This is a genomic window from Streptomyces sp. SudanB52_2052, assembly GCF_964272415.1.
GTDB lineage: Bacteria > Actinomycetota > Actinomycetes > Streptomycetales > Streptomycetaceae > Streptomyces > Streptomyces olindensis.
In genome coordinates this window covers 8844942-8859904 of sequence record NZ_OZ186796.1, presented here as the reverse complement: position 1 = coordinate 8859904, position 14963 = coordinate 8844942, and the positions used below count along the sequence as shown (strand labels likewise).

Sequence of the window (14963 nt, the reverse complement as noted above, 5' to 3'; positions counted from 1 at the left end):
GCGGCGGTGACGCCGAGGGCGGCGGCCACGAGCAGCACGAGAGAAGAAGGCCGAGCCTCAGGTCCACGCCCAGCAGGAGTTTGCTCAGGATGCCGGCGTCGCGCTCCCAGATGACCTGGATGCCGTAGAAGATGGCGATGAACATCGCGGAGTGGGCGATGATGCCGGGCGCCAGGAAGTCGACGTAGGGGATGCCGCCGGTCGGGATGGCCCTGATGCGGGTGAAGGTCTGGCCGAAGATCAGCAGCCAGAGGGCCGGCTGGACCGCGCGGTGTACAGCTCGGTGCGGTCGTGGCGGAGCTTTTGCGGTTCGACCGCGCACATCGCGCCGATCCGGGCGGGCAGCAGCCGCCATCCGGCGCGGGGCCGCGGAGGCTTCAGCAGCAGGTCGATGCCGGGGGTGGGGGTGGGGTCAGCCGACACGGCGGGCGGCGCGGCGGGTGCTTCGGACATCGCGGAAATTCCTGCCTGGTCGTCGAGACCGCTGCCCGCCACGTCCCGGAAGACGTCCTCCAGCGTGGGCGACGCGGTCGCAGTACGGGTCGGCCTCGTCCATGTAGTGGGTGGTCACGAGCACGGTCATGCCGGTGGCCGCGCGCACGGCGCCGATGTGCTCCCAGACGCCGGTGCGTGCGATCGGGTCCAGGCCGATCGTGGGCTCGTCGAGGATGAGCAGGCGCGGGCGCTGACCAGGGCCTGGGCGAGTTCGAGCCGGCGGACCATGCCGCCGGAGTAGGTGGCGGCGCGCCGGTCGGCGGCGTGGGCGAGGTCGACGGCGGCCAGTGTCTGGGCGACGCGAGCGGCGCGCTCCCGGCGGGGCACGTCGAAGACCCGGGCCAACAGGGCGACGTTCTCCCGCCCGGTGAGTCCGGCGTCCGCGGACAGTTGCTGCGGCACGTAGCCGAGCAGGCGGCGTACGGGCACGGGCATCAGGGTGGTGAGGCAGCGGATGGCGGTGGTCTTGCCGGCGCCGTTCGGGCCGAGCAGCCCGAAGGCCTCGCCGGGCCGGACCGTGAGATCGAGTCCGTCCACGGCGTTGGTGTCGCCGAAGGCGTAGGTGAGCCCGGTGCAGGCGACGGCGTCGGCCTGCCCCCCCCCCCGCGTCATGACTCCTCGGCCTCCTCGTGCAGGGTGTCGGCCAGCTTGCGCAGGGCCGGGACCGCCGCGAGCAGCGCCCGGCGGTCCGTCTCGTCGAGGCCCGACACGTGCCGTCGCAGGAGGTCCGCGCGGCGGCGGCGCCACTCGCGCAGCCGCGTCTCGGCGGCGGGAGTGGGCAGCAGCCGGGCGGCCCGCCGGTCCGCCGGGTCGGTCTCGCGGGTCAGGTAGCCCGCCCGGGCCGGCTGGTTGACCAGCGTCGACACCGAGTTGGTCGCGAGCCCGAGTTCCTTCGCCGCGTCGGAGATGCCGATGCCGCGCCGGGTGACGACCAGGCGCAGCAGCTCCGCCTCGGCGCCGCGCAGCGGCGGGTCGGGCATCTCCCGGCGCAGGCGCCGCCGGATCAGTCGCTGGACCCCGACGAGCGCGTCGGCCAGCTCTTCGGGGAAGGTCTCCGGCTCCATGCCGCCGACATTAGTTCTGTAACAGAGCCAATCGGTCCAAGGGGCGGTCGGCCGCGGAGCCTCGGACCCTCGAATGCCGTATTGTCTGAATTGTTTGGTTTTATCTCTGCCCGGGAATGGGCAGTGAAGTGCTTCGGACAGGAGGCACGTCCGTGGAAGCCGGCCCGCCGGGCCCCGGTGTGCTCCGAGAGGTCCGACTCCGCGCTTCCCATGGTGTCTGTCCATCCAGCACCTGCTCAGGGAGGTGCGCACCATGCGTATCGCCGGCAGCACCCGAACGCACCCCCACGACGACGCCCCCGACACCGCCGCGGCGTTCGCCCGCCTCGCGCGGCTGCCCGAGGGGCCCGAGCGCAAGGCCCTGCGCGACGAGCTGGTCGAGGCCTGGCTCCCCATGGCCGAGCGGATCGCCGTCCGCTTCCGGGGCCGCGGCGAGGCCCTGGAGGACCTGTACCAGGTGGCCGCCCTCGGCCTGGTCAAGGCCGTCGAGCACTACGACCCGGCACGCGGCAACGCCTTCGAGGCGTACGCCGTGCCGACGGTCACCGGCGAGATCAAGCGCCACTTCCGTGACCACATGTGGACGCTGCACGTGCCCCGCCGGGTCCAGGACCTGCGCAACCGGGTGCGGCACGCCGCCAAGGAGCTGTCGCAGACCACCCCGGGCCGCGCCCCCACGGTCGCCGAGATCGCCGAGTACGCCCACCTCACCGAGGGCGAGGTGCGCGCCGGCATGGAGGCCCTGGAGTGCTTCTCCGCGCTGTCGCTGGAGGCGGAGATGCCCGGCACGGACGGCTACGCCCTCGGGGACGCGATCGGCGGGCCGGACCCGGCCTTCGACATCGTCGTCAACCGGGTGGCGGTCAAGCCCTGCCTGGAGGCGCTGCCGGAGCGCGAACGGATCATCCTCTACCTGCGGTTCTTCAAGGGCATGACGCAGAGCCGCATCGCGGAGCAGCTCGGCATCTCGCAGATGCACGTCTCCCGGCTGCTCAGCAGCTGCTTCGCCCATCTGCGTGAGGAGCTGCTCAGCGACGCCGGTTGAGCACGGGGGCCGGGAGGAGCCGGCGCCGCCGGAGGATCAGGCCTCCGGCGGCGTTCCCGGGAGTTCCGGCGGTGCGCCGGGGATCTGGGTCGGTCCGGCGCGGTCGAGGGCGTCCTCCAGTTCGGCCCGTATCTCCTCGGGCATCACGCCGGTGCGCCCCCAGATGATGATCAGTTCCGCGACGTTGCGCAGCTTGATGTTGGTGTGCTGGGAGACCTCCTTCAGCACGGCCCATCCCTGGTCGGGCGAGACCCGGCCGAGCGCCACGACCATCCCGATCGCCTGGTCCACGACGGCGTGGGAGACGACCGCCTCCTTCAGCTGCTGGACTTCCTCCTGCAGCTCGAAGATCCGCTCCGAGCCCCCGTCCGTGGGCATGGTCACCTCCGGGTCCGGTGCGCCGCTGCCGCCAGGGCCCCACCAGGTGCTTGAGTGCCCTGACACAGTGTCCGACCCATCCATCGTCGTCACTCGGCGCGCCCGCTGCCACCGGGGCGGACCGGCCGGTTCACGACATCGTTTCGGCGCCGCCGCCGGGGTACTCGGCAGGCGCCCACAGCGGTTCCGGTTGGACACTGGTGTCATTCCTCCGGTGTCTGCCAGGCCGACGAGATCAGGACGCGACTGCCATGAACCACGACATGCCCACTTCCTTTGGCACGAAGGACGTCGTCTCATCACACTCCGTGTTCGGCGCGCCCTGCTGGGTGAGTCTGACCAGCCGGGACGTCAAGGCGACCGAGGAGTTCTACGGGGCCGTGCTGGGCTGGCAGTGGCGGCCGGCCAAGCTCGGCGACCGGTTCCGGATCGCACTGGCCGACGGCTCGCCGGTGGCCGGGATCGCGGGGGTGGCGACCATGTGGCAGATGGCGGTGGCCTGGACGCCGTACTTCGCGGTGCGCAGCGCGGACGAGGCGGTGGCCCGGGTGCAGGAGCGCATGGGCACGGTCGCCGTCGGGCCGATCTCGCTGCCGCCGGGGCGGGCGGCACTGCTCGCCGACCGGGACGGGGCGACGTTCGGGATCTGGGAGGGCGACCTCTTCACGGACTGGGAGACCTGGCGCAACGCGCAGCCGGCCTTCATCACGCTGCACACCCGGGACGCCTTCGACGCGGCGATCTTCTACGGCGAGGTCCTCGACTGGGCGTCGGAGCGGCCCGGCTGCTGCGAGGTGCACTACGAGGGCGGCGAGGTCGTGCTGCGCAGCCGCGGTGACGTGGTGGCGCGGATCGAGTCGGGCGCGCTGGAGGCGGCCCCCGACCCCACCATCCGGCCGCACTGGCAGGTCCACTTCACCGTGGACGACGTGGAGGCCTGCGCCCGGGCCGCGGAGCTGCACGGCGGCAGCGTGCTGTCCAAGGGCAGCGACGAGGCGGTGCTGCGCGACCACGACGGCGCCCAGTTCACGGTGACGGCACGCCGGGACCGCTGACTGACCTGGGCATCCAGGATGCCGTCGTCCAGGAGCAGCCGTCGTCCGTCACCGGCCCTTGCGGCGCGACGCACGCGACGGTCGTGACAGCAGCACCAGGCTGCGGGCGTCGACCGTCAGGACCGTGCCCGCCTTGTACTCGGACTCGTCCGGTCTGCCCTCCGGGTCCGCCGTGTCGATCAGGGCCGTCCAGCGTTCGCCGTAGGCGGCGTCGGGGAGGCGGAAGTCGACCGGCTCCCAGTGGCTGTTGAACAGCAGCAGGAACGAGTCGTCGACGACCGGGCGCCCGCGCGGGTCGGGTTCGGCGATGGCGTCGCCGTTGAGGAAGACGCCGACGGAGTGCGCGTCGCCGCGCTGCCAGTCGTCGTCGGCCATCTCGGTGGCGTCGGGCGCCAGCCACACCAGGTCGGGCAGCGGCTGGTCGGCGCGGGTCAGGGTCTCGCCGAGGAAGAAGCGGCGCCGGCGCAGCACGGGGTGGCCGGTTCGCAGCCGGATGACGTACCGGGTGAACTCCAACAGGTCGCGCTGTTCGGGGGTGAGCCGCCAGTCGATCCAGGAGATCTCGTTGTCCTGGCAGTAGGCGTTGTTGTTGCCGCGCTGGGTGCGCCCGAGTTCGTCGCCGTGGCAGAGCATCGGGATGCCCTGGGACAGCAGGAGCGTGGCGAGGAAGTTGCGCTGCTGCCGGCCGCGCAGTTCGAGGACGGCCGGGTCGCGGGTCGGGCCCTCGGCGCCGCAGTTCCAGGACCGGTTGGTGCTCTCGCCGTCCTGGTTGTCCTCGCCGTTGGCCTCGTTGTGCTTGTCGTTGTAGGAGACGAGGTCGCGCAGGGTGAAGCCGTCGTGCGCGGTGACGAAGTTGACGCTGGCGCGGGGGCGGCGCCTGCTGTGCTGGTAGAGGTCGGAGGAGCCGGTCAGGCGGGATGCGAACTCGCCGAGGGTGTGGTCCTCGCCGCGCCAGAAGTCCCGGACCGCGTCGCGGTACATGCCGTTCCACTCCGACCACAGCGGGGGGAAGTTGCCCACCTGGTAGCCGCCCTCGCCGACGTCCCACGGCTCGGCGATCAGCTTGACGCGGCTGATCACCGGGTCCTGCTGGATGAGGTCGAAGAACGCCGACAGCCGGTCCACCTCGTGGAACTGCCGGGCCAGGGTCGCCGCGAGGTCGAAGCGGAAGCCGTCGACGTGCATCTCGGTGACCCAGTACCGCAGCGAGTCCATGATCAGCTGGAGCACGTAGGGGTGGCGCATCAGCAAGCTGTTGCCGGTGCCGGTGGTGTCGTAGTAGTGCTCCCAGTCGCCGTCGACCAGGCGGTAGTACGAGGAGTTGTCGATGCCGCGGAAGGACAGGGTGGGGCCCAGTTCGTTGCCCTCGGCGGTGTGGTTGTAGACCACGTCGAGGATCACTTCGAGTCCGGCCGCGTGCAGGGTCTTGACCATCTGCTTGAACTCGGTGACCTGCTGGCCCCGCGTGCCGTGGGCGGCGTAGCCGTTGTGCGGCGCGAAGAAGCCGATGGTGTTGTAGCCCCAGTAGTTCGCCAGGCCGCGGTCGTGCAGGACGCCGTCATGGACGAACTGGTGGACCGGCATCAGCTCCACCGCCGTGACGCCCAGCGAGGTCAGGTGCTCGACCACGGCCGGGTGGGCCAGCCCGGCGTAGGTGCCGCGCAGTTCGGCGGGCACCTCGGGGTGGGTGCGGGTCAGGCCCTTGACGTGGGCCTCGTAGATCACGGTGTCGGCGTAGGGACGGCAGGGCCGCGTGTCGTCGCCCCAGTCGAAGGCCGGGTCGGTCACCACGCCGAGCATGGTGTGCCCGGCGCTGTCGGCCGGGTCGGGGCCGTCCGGGTTCCGCTCGTACAGCGAGGGGTGGTTGTCGATCTGTCCGTCCACCGCCTGGGCGTACGGGTCCAGGAGCAGCTTCGCCGGGTTGCAGCGGTGGCCGAGGGTGGGGGCCCACGGCCCGTGGACGCGGTAGCCGTAGCGCTGGCCGGGGCCGACGCCGGGGAGGTAGCCGTGCCACACGAAGCCGTCGACCTCGTTCAGCGGCACCTGGGTGTGCGTGCCGTCGTCGGCGACGAGGACCAGCTCGACGCGTTCCGCCACCTCGCTGAAGAGCGCGAAGTTGGTGCCCTCCCCGTCGTGGGCGGCGCCCAGCGGGTAGGGGCGCCCGCTCCAGGCGGGCGCCCCTTTCCGTGTCTGCCGCCGCGTCACCGGGCCTCCTCCAGGACCTCGTCCGGCGTACTGGCGGGGCCGGCCAGCTGCGCGACGCGCTCCTCGCGGGGCACCTCCAGGCCCTCGCGCTCCTGCGGGGCGGGCGCGGTCGGCACCAGCGGGACGCGTTCGCCGGCGCGGGCGCGCTGCGAGAACCAGATGACCTTGCTGCCGGTCTCGGTGGCGCAGCAGCCCCAGCCGTCGCTCATCGCCGCGAGGTGCTCCAGGCAGCCACGCAGCTCCTGGTCCGGGCGCAGGGCGCGGTCGTTGTCCCCGATGGCGGTGATCAGGTGCTGCCCGTTCCACCACATCTCGATCGACGTGTTCTTGTCCGTGGCGTGTTCGTCGATGGCCTTGAGCAGCATCTCGGCACCGCCGCAGACGGGCTGGACCAGGTTGTCCAGGTCCCAGAACCTCAGGTGAGCGGCCAGAATGCGGCTGACCTGTCCCACCCGTTCCGGGCTGACTTCCACGTCGAGGTGGTAGTAGCAGGGCACTGCGGTCTTCATCGGTCGGCTCCTCACCGCGAAGCTCAGCTCCTCCTCGCTCCCGCGGTCCTGCGGGACGAGCCCCGAACACGGAACGTGAGCGCGTATCGCTTCTGAGTCACCCTCAGCCTGAGGGTGCTAGCCCGTTCGTGCAACACGAGCGCACGGTTGAGGCGGTGGAGCACGCATGTGAGCACCCAAGTGAGCACACTCTGAGGGCCCGCACGACGCCGCCGAACCCCTACTGGTTGAAGATCCAACAAGACGCTGCGTCGTCACCCGTGCACCATGTGTGAAGAACTCGATCGCCGTTACGGGTCCGTGCCGCTGTGGGCACGGCCGCCGTCCGACCGTCGGGAGACCGTGCCCCTCGAGCCCGAAAGGTGATCGGCGCCATGCTGCTACCCGCCAAAGCCGAAGTCGCCCGGCAGTTGCGGCGTTACCGGGCCTGGGAACGCGTGATGCTCGCGGCACCGAACGACCGCACGGTGCGGACCACGTTCGAGGACTCCGGCTACACGCTCTGCGTGCTGATGGGCAAGCGGTGCGCCCGGGAGGCGGCGGACGCGGCGGAGCAGTACCTGCGCACGAACCAGGTCGCCTCTCTGCCGGAAGCCTGTCCGCAGGAGCAGGACGAACGGCCGCGTCCGGCCGCAGCGGTCGGACGAAGACCGTCGGCGGTGGAGCGGCGCTCCCCGGCGGCCGAGCGACGAGCCGCCGCGGCCGAGCGGCGTTCCCCGGCGGGAAGGTAACGGCCTTCGCGCACTTCTTGTCCCCTGAACCGGGCTTGCGGCCCGGCTTCCGAGCACGGTGGAGGTGAGGACCATGAGTAGGACCCGGGCCATCGGCCGTATCCCGGTACGGGATGTCCGCCCGGCCGTGGAGAGCGGCAACCGGCCGGCCAAGGCGGTCGTGGGAGAGACGTTCGAGGTCACCGCCACCGTGTTCCGGGAGGGGCACGACGCGGTGGCCGCCAATGTCGTGCTGAAGGATCCCGAGGGCCGCCCCGGCCCGTGGACGCCGATGCGTGAGCTGGCGCCGGGGACGGACCGCTGGGGCGCCGAGGTGACCGCGGACGCCGTCGGCCGCTGGACGTACCGGGTGGAGGCCTGGAGCGATCCGGTGGCCACCTGGCGTCACACGGCGGGCATAAAGGTCCCGGCCGGCATCGACCCCGGCCTGGTTCTGGAGGAGGGCGCAGACCTGTACGAGCGGGCGGCGGCCGGCGTACCGAAGGAGGCCGGCCGCGGTGTGCTGCTCGCGGCGGCTCGGGCCCTGCGCGACGACACGCTGGCTCCGGCCGCGCGCCTGGCGGCGGCGTTGACGCCGGAGGTGGACGCGGTCCTGGCCCGGCATCCCCTGCGGGACCTGGTCACCACCTCCGAGCCGCTGCCCCTGCTCGTGGAGCGCGAGCGGGCGCTGTACGGCTCCTGGTACGAGTTCTTCCCCCGCTCCGAGGGCACCCCCGACCAGCCCCACGGCACGTTCCGCACCGCCGCCCGGCGGCTGCCCGCGATCGCCGCGATGGGCTTCGACGTGGTCTACCTGCCGCCGATCCACCCCATCGGCACCACCTTCCGCAAGGGCAAGAACAACACCCTCTCCCCCGGCCCCGACGACGTCGGCGTGCCCTGGGCGATCGGCTCCCCGGAGGGCGGCCACGACGCCGTCCACCCCGACCTGGGCACCCTGGAGGACTTCACCTGGTTCGTCGGCAAGGCCCGCGAACTGGGCCTGGAGATCGCCCTGGACTTCGCCCTGCAGTGCTCCCCGGACCACCCCTGGGTGCAGAAACACCCCGAGTGGTTCCACCACCGCCCCGACGGCACCATCGCCTACGCCGAGAACCCGCCGAAGAAGTACCAGGACATCTACCCCATCGCCTTCGACGCGGACATGGACGGCCTGGTCGCCGAGACGCTGCGGGTGCTGCGGCACTGGATGGACTGCGGGGTGCGGATCTTCCGCGTGGACAACCCCCACACCAAGCCGGTGGTGTTCTGGGAGCGGGTGATCGCGGACATCAACCGCACCGATCCCGATGTGATCTTCCTGGCCGAGGCGTTCACCCGCCCGGCGATGATGCACACCCTGGCCCAGATCGGCTTCCAGCAGTCCTACACCTACTTCACCTGGCGCAACACCAAGGAGGAGCTGACCGAGTACCTGACGGAGCTGTCGGGCGAGGCCGCGAGCTACATGCGGCCGAACTTCTTCGCCAACACCCCCGACATCCTGCACGCCTACCTCCAGCACGGCGGCCGGCCCGCCTTCGAGGTCCGCGCCGTCCTGGCCGCGACCCTCTCTCCGACCTGGGGCGTCTACTCCGGCTACGAACTGTGCGAGAACACCCCGCTGCGCGAAGGCAGCGAGGAGTACCTCGACTCGGAGAAGTACCAGCTCAGGCCCCGCGACTGGGAGACCGCCGAACGCCAGGGCCGCACCATCACCCCGCTGCTGACCCGGCTCAACACCATCCGCCGCGCCCACCCCGCGCTGCACCGGCTCAGGAACCTGCGCTTCCACCCCACCGACAACGACGCGCTCATCGCGTACAGCAAGCGCACCGGATCCGACGTCGTCCTCGTGGTCGCCAACCTCGACCCGCACCACGCCCAGGAGGCCACGGTCTCGTTGGACATGCCGCAACTCGGCCTGGACTGGCACGCGTCGGTGCCGGTGCGCGACGAGCTCACCGGCGAGACCTACCACTGGGGCCGCAGCAACTACGTGCGCCTGGAGCCGGGGCGGGCTCCCGCACACGTCTTCCACGTCCAGTCGCCGCCCGCCGCGCAAGGGAACGGAGGGGCAGGAACGTCATGACCGTGAACGAGCCCGTGCTGGACACATTCGAGGACACTCCCGCCAGGGACCGCGACCCGGAGTGGTTCAAGCGCGCCGTCTTCTACGAGGTGCTCGTCCGCTCGTTCCAGGACAGCAACGGCGACGGCGTCGGTGACCTGAAGGGCCTGACCGCCAAACTCGACTACCTCCAGTGGCTGGGCGTCGACTGCCTGTGGCTGCCGCCCTTCTTCAAGTCGCCGCTGCGCGACGGCGGCTACGACGTCTCCGACTACACCGCCGTCCTCCCGGAGTTCGGCGACCTCGCCGACTTCGTGGAGTTCGTCGACGCCGCCCACCAGCGCGGCATGCGCGTGATCATCGACTTCGTCATGAACCACACCAGCGACCAGCACCCGTGGTTCCAGGAGTCGAGGAAGGACCCCGACGGGCCCTACGGCGACTACTACATGTGGGCCGACGACGACAAGGGCTACCCGGACGCCCGGATCATCTTCGTCGACACCGAGACGTCCAACTGGACCTTCGACCCGGTGCGCGGCCAGTACTTCTTCCACCGCTTCTTCTCGCACCAGCCCGACCTCAACTACGAGAACCCGCGCGTCCAGGAGGAGATCCTGGCCGCGCTGAGGTTCTGGCTGGACCTCGGCATCGACGGCTTCCGGCTGGACGCCGTGCCGTACCTGTACGCGGCCGAGGACACCAACTGCGAGAACCTGCCCGCCACCCACGCCTTCCTCAAGCGGGTTCGCCGCGAGATCGACGCCCAGTACCCGGACACCGTGCTGCTCGCCGAGGCCAACCAGTGGCCCGAGGACGTCGTCGACTACTTCGGCGACTACGCGAACGGCGGCGACGAGTGCCACATGGCGTTCCACTTCCCGGTCATGCCGCGCATCTTCATGGCCGTCCGCCGCGAGTCCCGCTACCCCGTCTCGGAAATCCTGGCCAAGACCCCGGCCATCCCCTCGGGCTGCCAGTGGGGCATGTTCCTGCGCAACCACGACGAGCTGACCCTCGAAATGGTCACCGACGAAGAGCGCGACTACATGTGGGCCGAGTACGCCAAGGACCCCCGCATGCGCGCCAACATCGGCATCCGCAGGCGCCTGGCCCCACTGCTGGACAACGACCGGCACACGATCGAGCTGTTCACCGCGCTCCTGCTGGCCCTGCCCGGCTCGCCGATCCTCTACTACGGCGACGAGATCGGCATGGGCGACAACATCTGGCTCGGCGACCGCGACGCCGTCCGGACCCCCATGCAGTGGACCCCGGACCGCAACGCGGGCTTCTCCACCTGCGACCCGGGCCGCCTCTTCCTGCCGGCCATCATGGACCCGGTCTACGGCCACCAGGTGACCAACGTCGAGGCGTCGATGTCCTCGCCGTCGTCCCTGCTGCACTGGACCCGCCGCATGATCGAGATCCGCAAGCAGAACCCGGCCTTCGGACTCGGCTCCTACACCGAACTGCCCTCCTCCAACCCGGCGGTGCTGGCGTTCCTGCGCGAGTACGAGGACGACCTGGTGCTGTGCGTGAACAACTTCGCGCGGTTCGCCCAGCCCACCGAACTCGACCTGCGCGAGTTCGCCGGGCGCCACCCGGTGGAGCTGTTCGGCGGGGTCCGCTTCCCGGCCATCGGTGAACTTCCGTACCTGCTGACCCTCGGGGGCCACGGCTTCTACTGGTTCCGGCTCACTCGAGTCGCATCCCGCATCGGCCGGCGACTGTGAGCATGCGCCGACGAAAGGAGGCGTGACCATGCCGAAGACCGCATCCCTCCGCCCGAGCCTCACGCGCCTGGCCGAGCCCATGGAGTCGCTCGGCGGGCTCCTGCGCGACTGGCTGCCGCGGCAGCGCTGGTTCGCGGGCAAGGACCGGCCCGTCACGGAACTCGGCCTGCTGTCGATGACCGAGCTCTTCCCGGGCTGTCTCCACCTGCTGGTCCACGCCGGCCACGCCGGCCACACGGGCGTGCCCTCCCCCGGATGGGCGCCCCCGGCCGGCGACTGCTACCAGCTGCTGCTCGGCGTACGGGAGCATCCGTCGCCGCGCCTCGGGCGGGCGCTCATCGGGCAGGTGCAGGACGGGCCGCTGGCCGGTCTGACCGTCTACGACGCGCTGCACGACCCCCGTTCGGCCCAGCTCCTGCTGGACCGGCTGCGGCACCCCGGCACCGCGGGCCCGCTGCGCTTCGACTGCGACGCGGACCAGCAGGTGCCCGCCGGACTGGTGCCACGGCTGCTGGACGCCGAGCAGTCCAACTCCTCGCTGGTGTACGGCGACGAGTACATCCTCAAGGTCTTCCGGCGCATCCAGCCCGGCGTCAACCCGGACCTGGAGGTGCCGGGGGCGCTGGCCCGCCAGGGCTGCCACCGCGTCCCGGCGCCCGTGGCCTGGTTCCAGACGAAGCACCCGTTCAAGGCCACCCTCGGCGTGCTCCAGCCGTATCTGCGGGACGCCTCCGACGGCTGGACGCTGGCGCTGCACGCGCTGGCCGCCGGGGACGACTTCACGGCCCACGCCCGCGCGCTGGGCGCCGCCACGGCCGAGGTGCACCTCGCGCTGGCTTCGGCCTTCCCGGTCGGCGAGCCGGGCGAGAACGGGCGGACGGCCGCCGCGATGAACGAGCGCCTGACCGCCGCCGCGCACTGCGTGCCCGCGCTCCAGCCGTTCGTGCCGGGCCTGCGGGCCGCGTTCGCCGCCCTGGCCACCTGCGACGCCGGTCCGCCCGCGCAGCGCATCCACGGCGACCTGCACCTGGGGCAGGTGCTGCGGGCCGGACGCGAGTGGTTCGTCATCGACTTCGAAGGCGAGCCGTCCCGGCCGCTCTCCGAACGGCGCAGCGCCCACTCCCCCGTGCGGGACATCGCCGGGATGCTGCGCTCCTTCGACTACGCCGCCCGGCAGCGCCGCCCCTGGCGCCCGCAGTGGGCCCGCCGCTGCCGCGAGGCCTACTGCGCGGGCTACGCCGGCCGCGCCGGCTGGGACCCCCGCAAGAAGCACGGACTGCTCCGCGCCTACGAGACGGACCGGGCCGTGTACGAGGTGCTGTACGAGGCACGGCACCGCCCCGACTGGCTGCCTGCACCGATGGCGGCGATCGAGCGCCTCGCCGTGAGAGGAGACTGAGCCGTGGCCCTGCGAGACACCTCAATCCCGGAGCCGTCCGGCCCGGTCCCGAGCACCACCGCGCCCGCGCTGGGCACGGAGGACCGGGGACGCCTGCTGGCGGGCGCCCACCACGATCCGCACGCGCTGCTGGGCGCCCACCCGGTCCCCGGCGGGATCGTGTTCCGGGCGCTGCGCCCCTTCGCCCGCTCCGTGAGCGTGGTGATCGACGGGCGCCGCACGGCCCTCGCCTCGGAGGGCGACGGCCTCTTCTCGGCCGTGCTGCCCCTGGACGCGATCCCCGCGTACACGCTGCACGTGGCGTACGACGGCGGTGAGCAGGAGGTGCACGACCCGTACCGGTTCCTGCCCGCGCTCGGCGAGCTCGACCTGCACCTGATCCGCGAGGGCCGGCACGAGCAGCTGTGGCAGGCGCTCGGCGCGCAGCCGATGACCCACGAGGGCGTGCCCGGCACCCGGTTCACGGTGTGGGCGCCGAACGCGCAGGGCGTGCGCGTCGCCACCGACTTCACGTACTGGGACGGGACCCAGTTCCCGATGCGCTCGCTGGGCGCGTCCGGCGTATGGGAGCTGTTCCTGCCGGGCGTCGGCGAGGGCACCGCCTACAAGTTCGAGATCCACTCCCGGTACGGCCACCGCTTCCTCAAGGCGGACCCGATGGCCCGCCGCGCCGAGGAGCCGCCCAACACGGCGTCGATCGTCACCTCTTCGCACTACGAGTGGGGCGACGCCGAGTGGATGGCGCACCGCGCCGACACGCCCGTGCACGAGGCGCCGTTCTCGGTGTACGAGGTGCACCTGCCGTCCTGGCGCCCGGGGCTGACCTACCGGCAGCTGGCCGAGGAACTGCCGCGCTACGTCAAGGACCTCGGCTTCACGCACGTGGAGCTGATGCCGGTCGCCGAGCACCCCTTCCACGGCTCCTGGGGCTACCAGGTCACCGGTTTCTACGCGCCGACCGCGCGGCTGGGCTCCCCGGACGACTTCCGGTACTTCGTCGACGCCTGCCACCGGGCCGGGCTCGGCGTGATCATGGACTGGGTGCCGGCGCACTTCCCGAAGGACGACTGGGCGCTGGCCCGCTTCGACGGGGACCCGCTGTACGAGCCCGGGAACGAGCGGCGCGCCGAGCACCCGGACTGGGGCACGTACGAGTTCGACTTCGGCCGCACCGAGGTGCGCAACTTCCTCGTGGCCAACGCCGTGTACTGGTGCGAGGAGTTCCACATCGACGGGCTGCGCGTGGACGCGGTCGCCTCCATGCTCTACCTCGACTACTCGCGTGAGGACGGCCAGTGGGAGCCCAACGCCTACGGCGGCCGGGAGGACCTGGCGGCCATGGCGTTCCTTCAGGAGATGAACGCGACCGTGTACCGGCGGGCCCCCGGCGTCGTCACGATCGCCGAGGAGTCCACCGCCTGGGGCGGGGTGACCCGGCCCACCGACACCGGCGGGCTCGGTTTCGGGCTGAAGTGGAACATGGGCTGGATGCACGACTCGCTGGAGTACATCTCCAAGGAGCCGGTGCACCGCAAGTACCACCACCACGAGATGACGTTCTCGATGGTGTACGCCTACAGCGAGAACTACGTGCTGCCGATCTCCCACGACGAGGTCGTGCACGGCAAGCAGGCGCTGGTGTCGAAGATGCCGGGCGACTGGTGGCAGCGGCGCGCGAACGTCCGCGCCTACCTCGGCTTCATGTGGAGCCACCCCGGCAAGCAGCTGCTGTTCATGGGGCAGGAGTTCGCACAGGGAGCGGAGTGGTCCGTGGAGCACGGGCCGGAGTGGTGGCTGCTCGACGAGGGCTACCACTCGGCGGGGGACCACCGGGGCATGCGCGATCTCGTCCGGGACCTGAACGCGGTCTACCGGGCGACGCCCGCGCTGTGGCAGTGCGACACCCGGCCGGAGGGCTTCCGGTGGGTGGCGGTGGACTCCGCCGACGACAACGTCTTCGCGTTCCTCAGGTACGACGCCGAGGGCAACCCGCTGCTGGCCGTGTCGAACTTCTCCCCCGTCGTCCGGCACGACTACGCCCTCTGGGTGCCGGGTGACGTCGTCGCCTGGCGGGAGACCCTCAACACCGACGACACCCGCTACGGCGGCAGCGGTGTGACCAACGCGGATCCGGTCAAGCCGGAGGACGACTGTGTCCGGATCACGCTGCCGCCGCTGGCCACCGTGTGGCTGACGCCGTTCGCTGCGTGAAGTCCTGCCGCCCGACCAGGTGTCCCACCCGCCTGTGAGGGGCACTGGGGGTCGTACCACCGGGAGAACCCGGTGGTCGACGCGG

The 14963-nt window shown here is 71.4% G+C and carries 11 protein-coding genes and 2 pseudogenes; 7 read left to right on the top strand and 6 right to left on the bottom strand.

From position 1 onward, the window contains the following. Window positions 1–70: 70 nt before the first annotated feature. The 3 genes and pseudogenes from ACSUPV_RS39915 to ACSUPV_RS39905 all read right to left on the bottom strand — a co-directional run. Window positions 71–453, bottom strand: a pseudogene (locus tag ACSUPV_RS39915) (ABC transporter permease); the annotation flags it as partial. Next, a pseudogene (locus ACSUPV_RS39910) lies at window positions 413–1107 on the bottom strand (ATP-binding cassette domain-containing protein). The pseudogenes ACSUPV_RS39915 and ACSUPV_RS39910, both read right to left, overlap by 41 nt. Continuing rightward, window positions 1104–1559 carry a MarR family winged helix-turn-helix transcriptional regulator gene (locus tag ACSUPV_RS39905; RefSeq protein WP_436949716.1) on the bottom strand — a complete coding sequence of 152 codons (456 nt, stop codon included), beginning with the start codon at window positions 1557–1559 and terminating at the stop codon, window positions 1104–1106. The pseudogene ACSUPV_RS39910 and the gene ACSUPV_RS39905 overlap by 4 nt, the downstream one beginning before the upstream one ends. A gap of 253 nt (window positions 1560–1812) precedes the next feature. On the opposite strand from ACSUPV_RS39905, the gene ACSUPV_RS39900 reads away from it, so the two are divergent. Beyond that, on the top strand, window positions 1813–2604 hold the full coding sequence (locus tag ACSUPV_RS39900) for an RNA polymerase sigma factor SigF (RefSeq protein ID WP_037758359.1): 792 nt from the start codon (window positions 1813–1815) through the stop codon (window positions 2602–2604). Window positions 2605–2640: 36 nt separating this feature from the next. Here the strand turns inward: ACSUPV_RS39900 and ACSUPV_RS39895 are convergent, their stop codons facing one another. Continuing rightward, on the bottom strand, window positions 2641–2982 hold the full coding sequence (locus ACSUPV_RS39895; RefSeq protein WP_359792018.1) for an ANTAR domain-containing protein: 342 nt from the start codon (window positions 2980–2982) through the stop codon (window positions 2641–2643). A gap of 251 nt (window positions 2983–3233) precedes the next feature. On the opposite strand from ACSUPV_RS39895, the gene ACSUPV_RS39890 reads away from it, so the two are divergent. Further along, window positions 3234–4037, top strand: a complete 804-nt coding sequence (locus ACSUPV_RS39890) for a VOC family protein (protein ID WP_359792020.1) — start codon at window positions 3234–3236, stop codon at window positions 4035–4037. 48 nt (window positions 4038–4085) lie between these two features. Here ACSUPV_RS39890 and glgX read toward each other — a convergent pair whose 3' ends face one another. Both glgX and ACSUPV_RS39880 read right to left on the bottom strand, forming a co-directional pair. Then, window positions 4086–6242: a glycogen debranching protein GlgX gene (glgX, locus tag ACSUPV_RS39885; protein ID WP_436949714.1), complete on the bottom strand. Its 2157-nt coding sequence runs from the start codon at window positions 6240–6242 to the stop codon at window positions 4086–4088. Next, on the bottom strand, window positions 6239–6751 hold the full coding sequence (locus ACSUPV_RS39880) for a hypothetical protein (RefSeq protein WP_031116354.1): 513 nt from the start codon (window positions 6749–6751) through the stop codon (window positions 6239–6241). The genes glgX and ACSUPV_RS39880 overlap by 4 nt, the downstream gene beginning before the upstream one ends. Window positions 6752–7125: 374 nt before the next feature. On the opposite strand from ACSUPV_RS39880, the gene ACSUPV_RS39875 reads away from it, so the two are divergent. The 5 genes from ACSUPV_RS39875 (at window position 7126) to glgB (ending at window position 14878) form a co-directional block, all read left to right on the top strand. Beyond that, entirely contained in the window at window positions 7126–7482 is a 357-nt protein-coding gene (locus tag ACSUPV_RS39875; RefSeq protein ID WP_051648375.1) for a DUF5133 domain-containing protein, read from the top strand. 73 nt (window positions 7483–7555) lie between these two features. After that, a complete protein-coding gene (locus ACSUPV_RS39870) occupies window positions 7556–9553 on the top strand; it encodes an alpha-1,4-glucan--maltose-1-phosphate maltosyltransferase (protein WP_037758348.1) in 1998 nt (665 codons plus the stop codon). Then, window positions 9550–11268 (top strand): maltose alpha-D-glucosyltransferase, encoded by a 1719-nt coding sequence (gene treS / locus ACSUPV_RS39865; RefSeq protein ID WP_037758345.1) that lies wholly within the window; start codon window positions 9550–9552, stop codon window positions 11266–11268. Before ACSUPV_RS39870 ends, treS begins: the two co-directional genes overlap by 4 nt. A 28-nt stretch (window positions 11269–11296) precedes the next feature. Beyond that, window positions 11297–12667 (top strand): maltokinase N-terminal cap-like domain-containing protein, encoded by a 1371-nt coding sequence (locus ACSUPV_RS39860; RefSeq protein WP_037758342.1) that lies wholly within the window; start codon window positions 11297–11299, stop codon window positions 12665–12667. A gap of 3 nt (window positions 12668–12670) precedes the next feature. Then, window positions 12671–14878, top strand: a complete 2208-nt coding sequence (gene glgB, locus ACSUPV_RS39855; protein WP_037758339.1) for a 1,4-alpha-glucan branching enzyme — start codon at window positions 12671–12673, stop codon at window positions 14876–14878. The last annotated feature ends 85 nt before the right edge of the window (window positions 14879–14963 follow it).

Coding starts and splice junctions, on each gene's coding strand:
- ACSUPV_RS39860 (WP_037758342.1), top strand. CDS start 11,297: ATGCCGAAGACCGCATCCCTCCGCCCGAGCCTCACGCGCCTGGCCGAG.
- ACSUPV_RS39895 (WP_359792018.1), bottom strand. CDS start 2,982: ATGCCCACGGACGGGGGCTCGGAGCGGATCTTCGAGCTGCAGGAGGAA.
- ACSUPV_RS39905 (WP_436949716.1), bottom strand. CDS start 1,559: ATGGAGCCGGAGACCTTCCCCGAAGAGCTGGCCGACGCGCTCGTCGGG.
- ACSUPV_RS39880 (WP_031116354.1), bottom strand. CDS start 6,751: ATGAAGACCGCAGTGCCCTGCTACTACCACCTCGACGTGGAAGTCAGC.
- ACSUPV_RS39870 (WP_037758348.1), top strand. CDS start 7,556: ATGAGTAGGACCCGGGCCATCGGCCGTATCCCGGTACGGGATGTCCGC.
- ACSUPV_RS39875 (WP_051648375.1), top strand. CDS start 7,126: ATGCTGCTACCCGCCAAAGCCGAAGTCGCCCGGCAGTTGCGGCGTTAC.
- treS (WP_037758345.1), top strand. CDS start 9,550: ATGACCGTGAACGAGCCCGTGCTGGACACATTCGAGGACACTCCCGCC.
- ACSUPV_RS39890 (WP_359792020.1), top strand. CDS start 3,234: ATGAACCACGACATGCCCACTTCCTTTGGCACGAAGGACGTCGTCTCA.
- ACSUPV_RS39900 (WP_037758359.1), top strand. CDS start 1,813: ATGCGTATCGCCGGCAGCACCCGAACGCACCCCCACGACGACGCCCCC.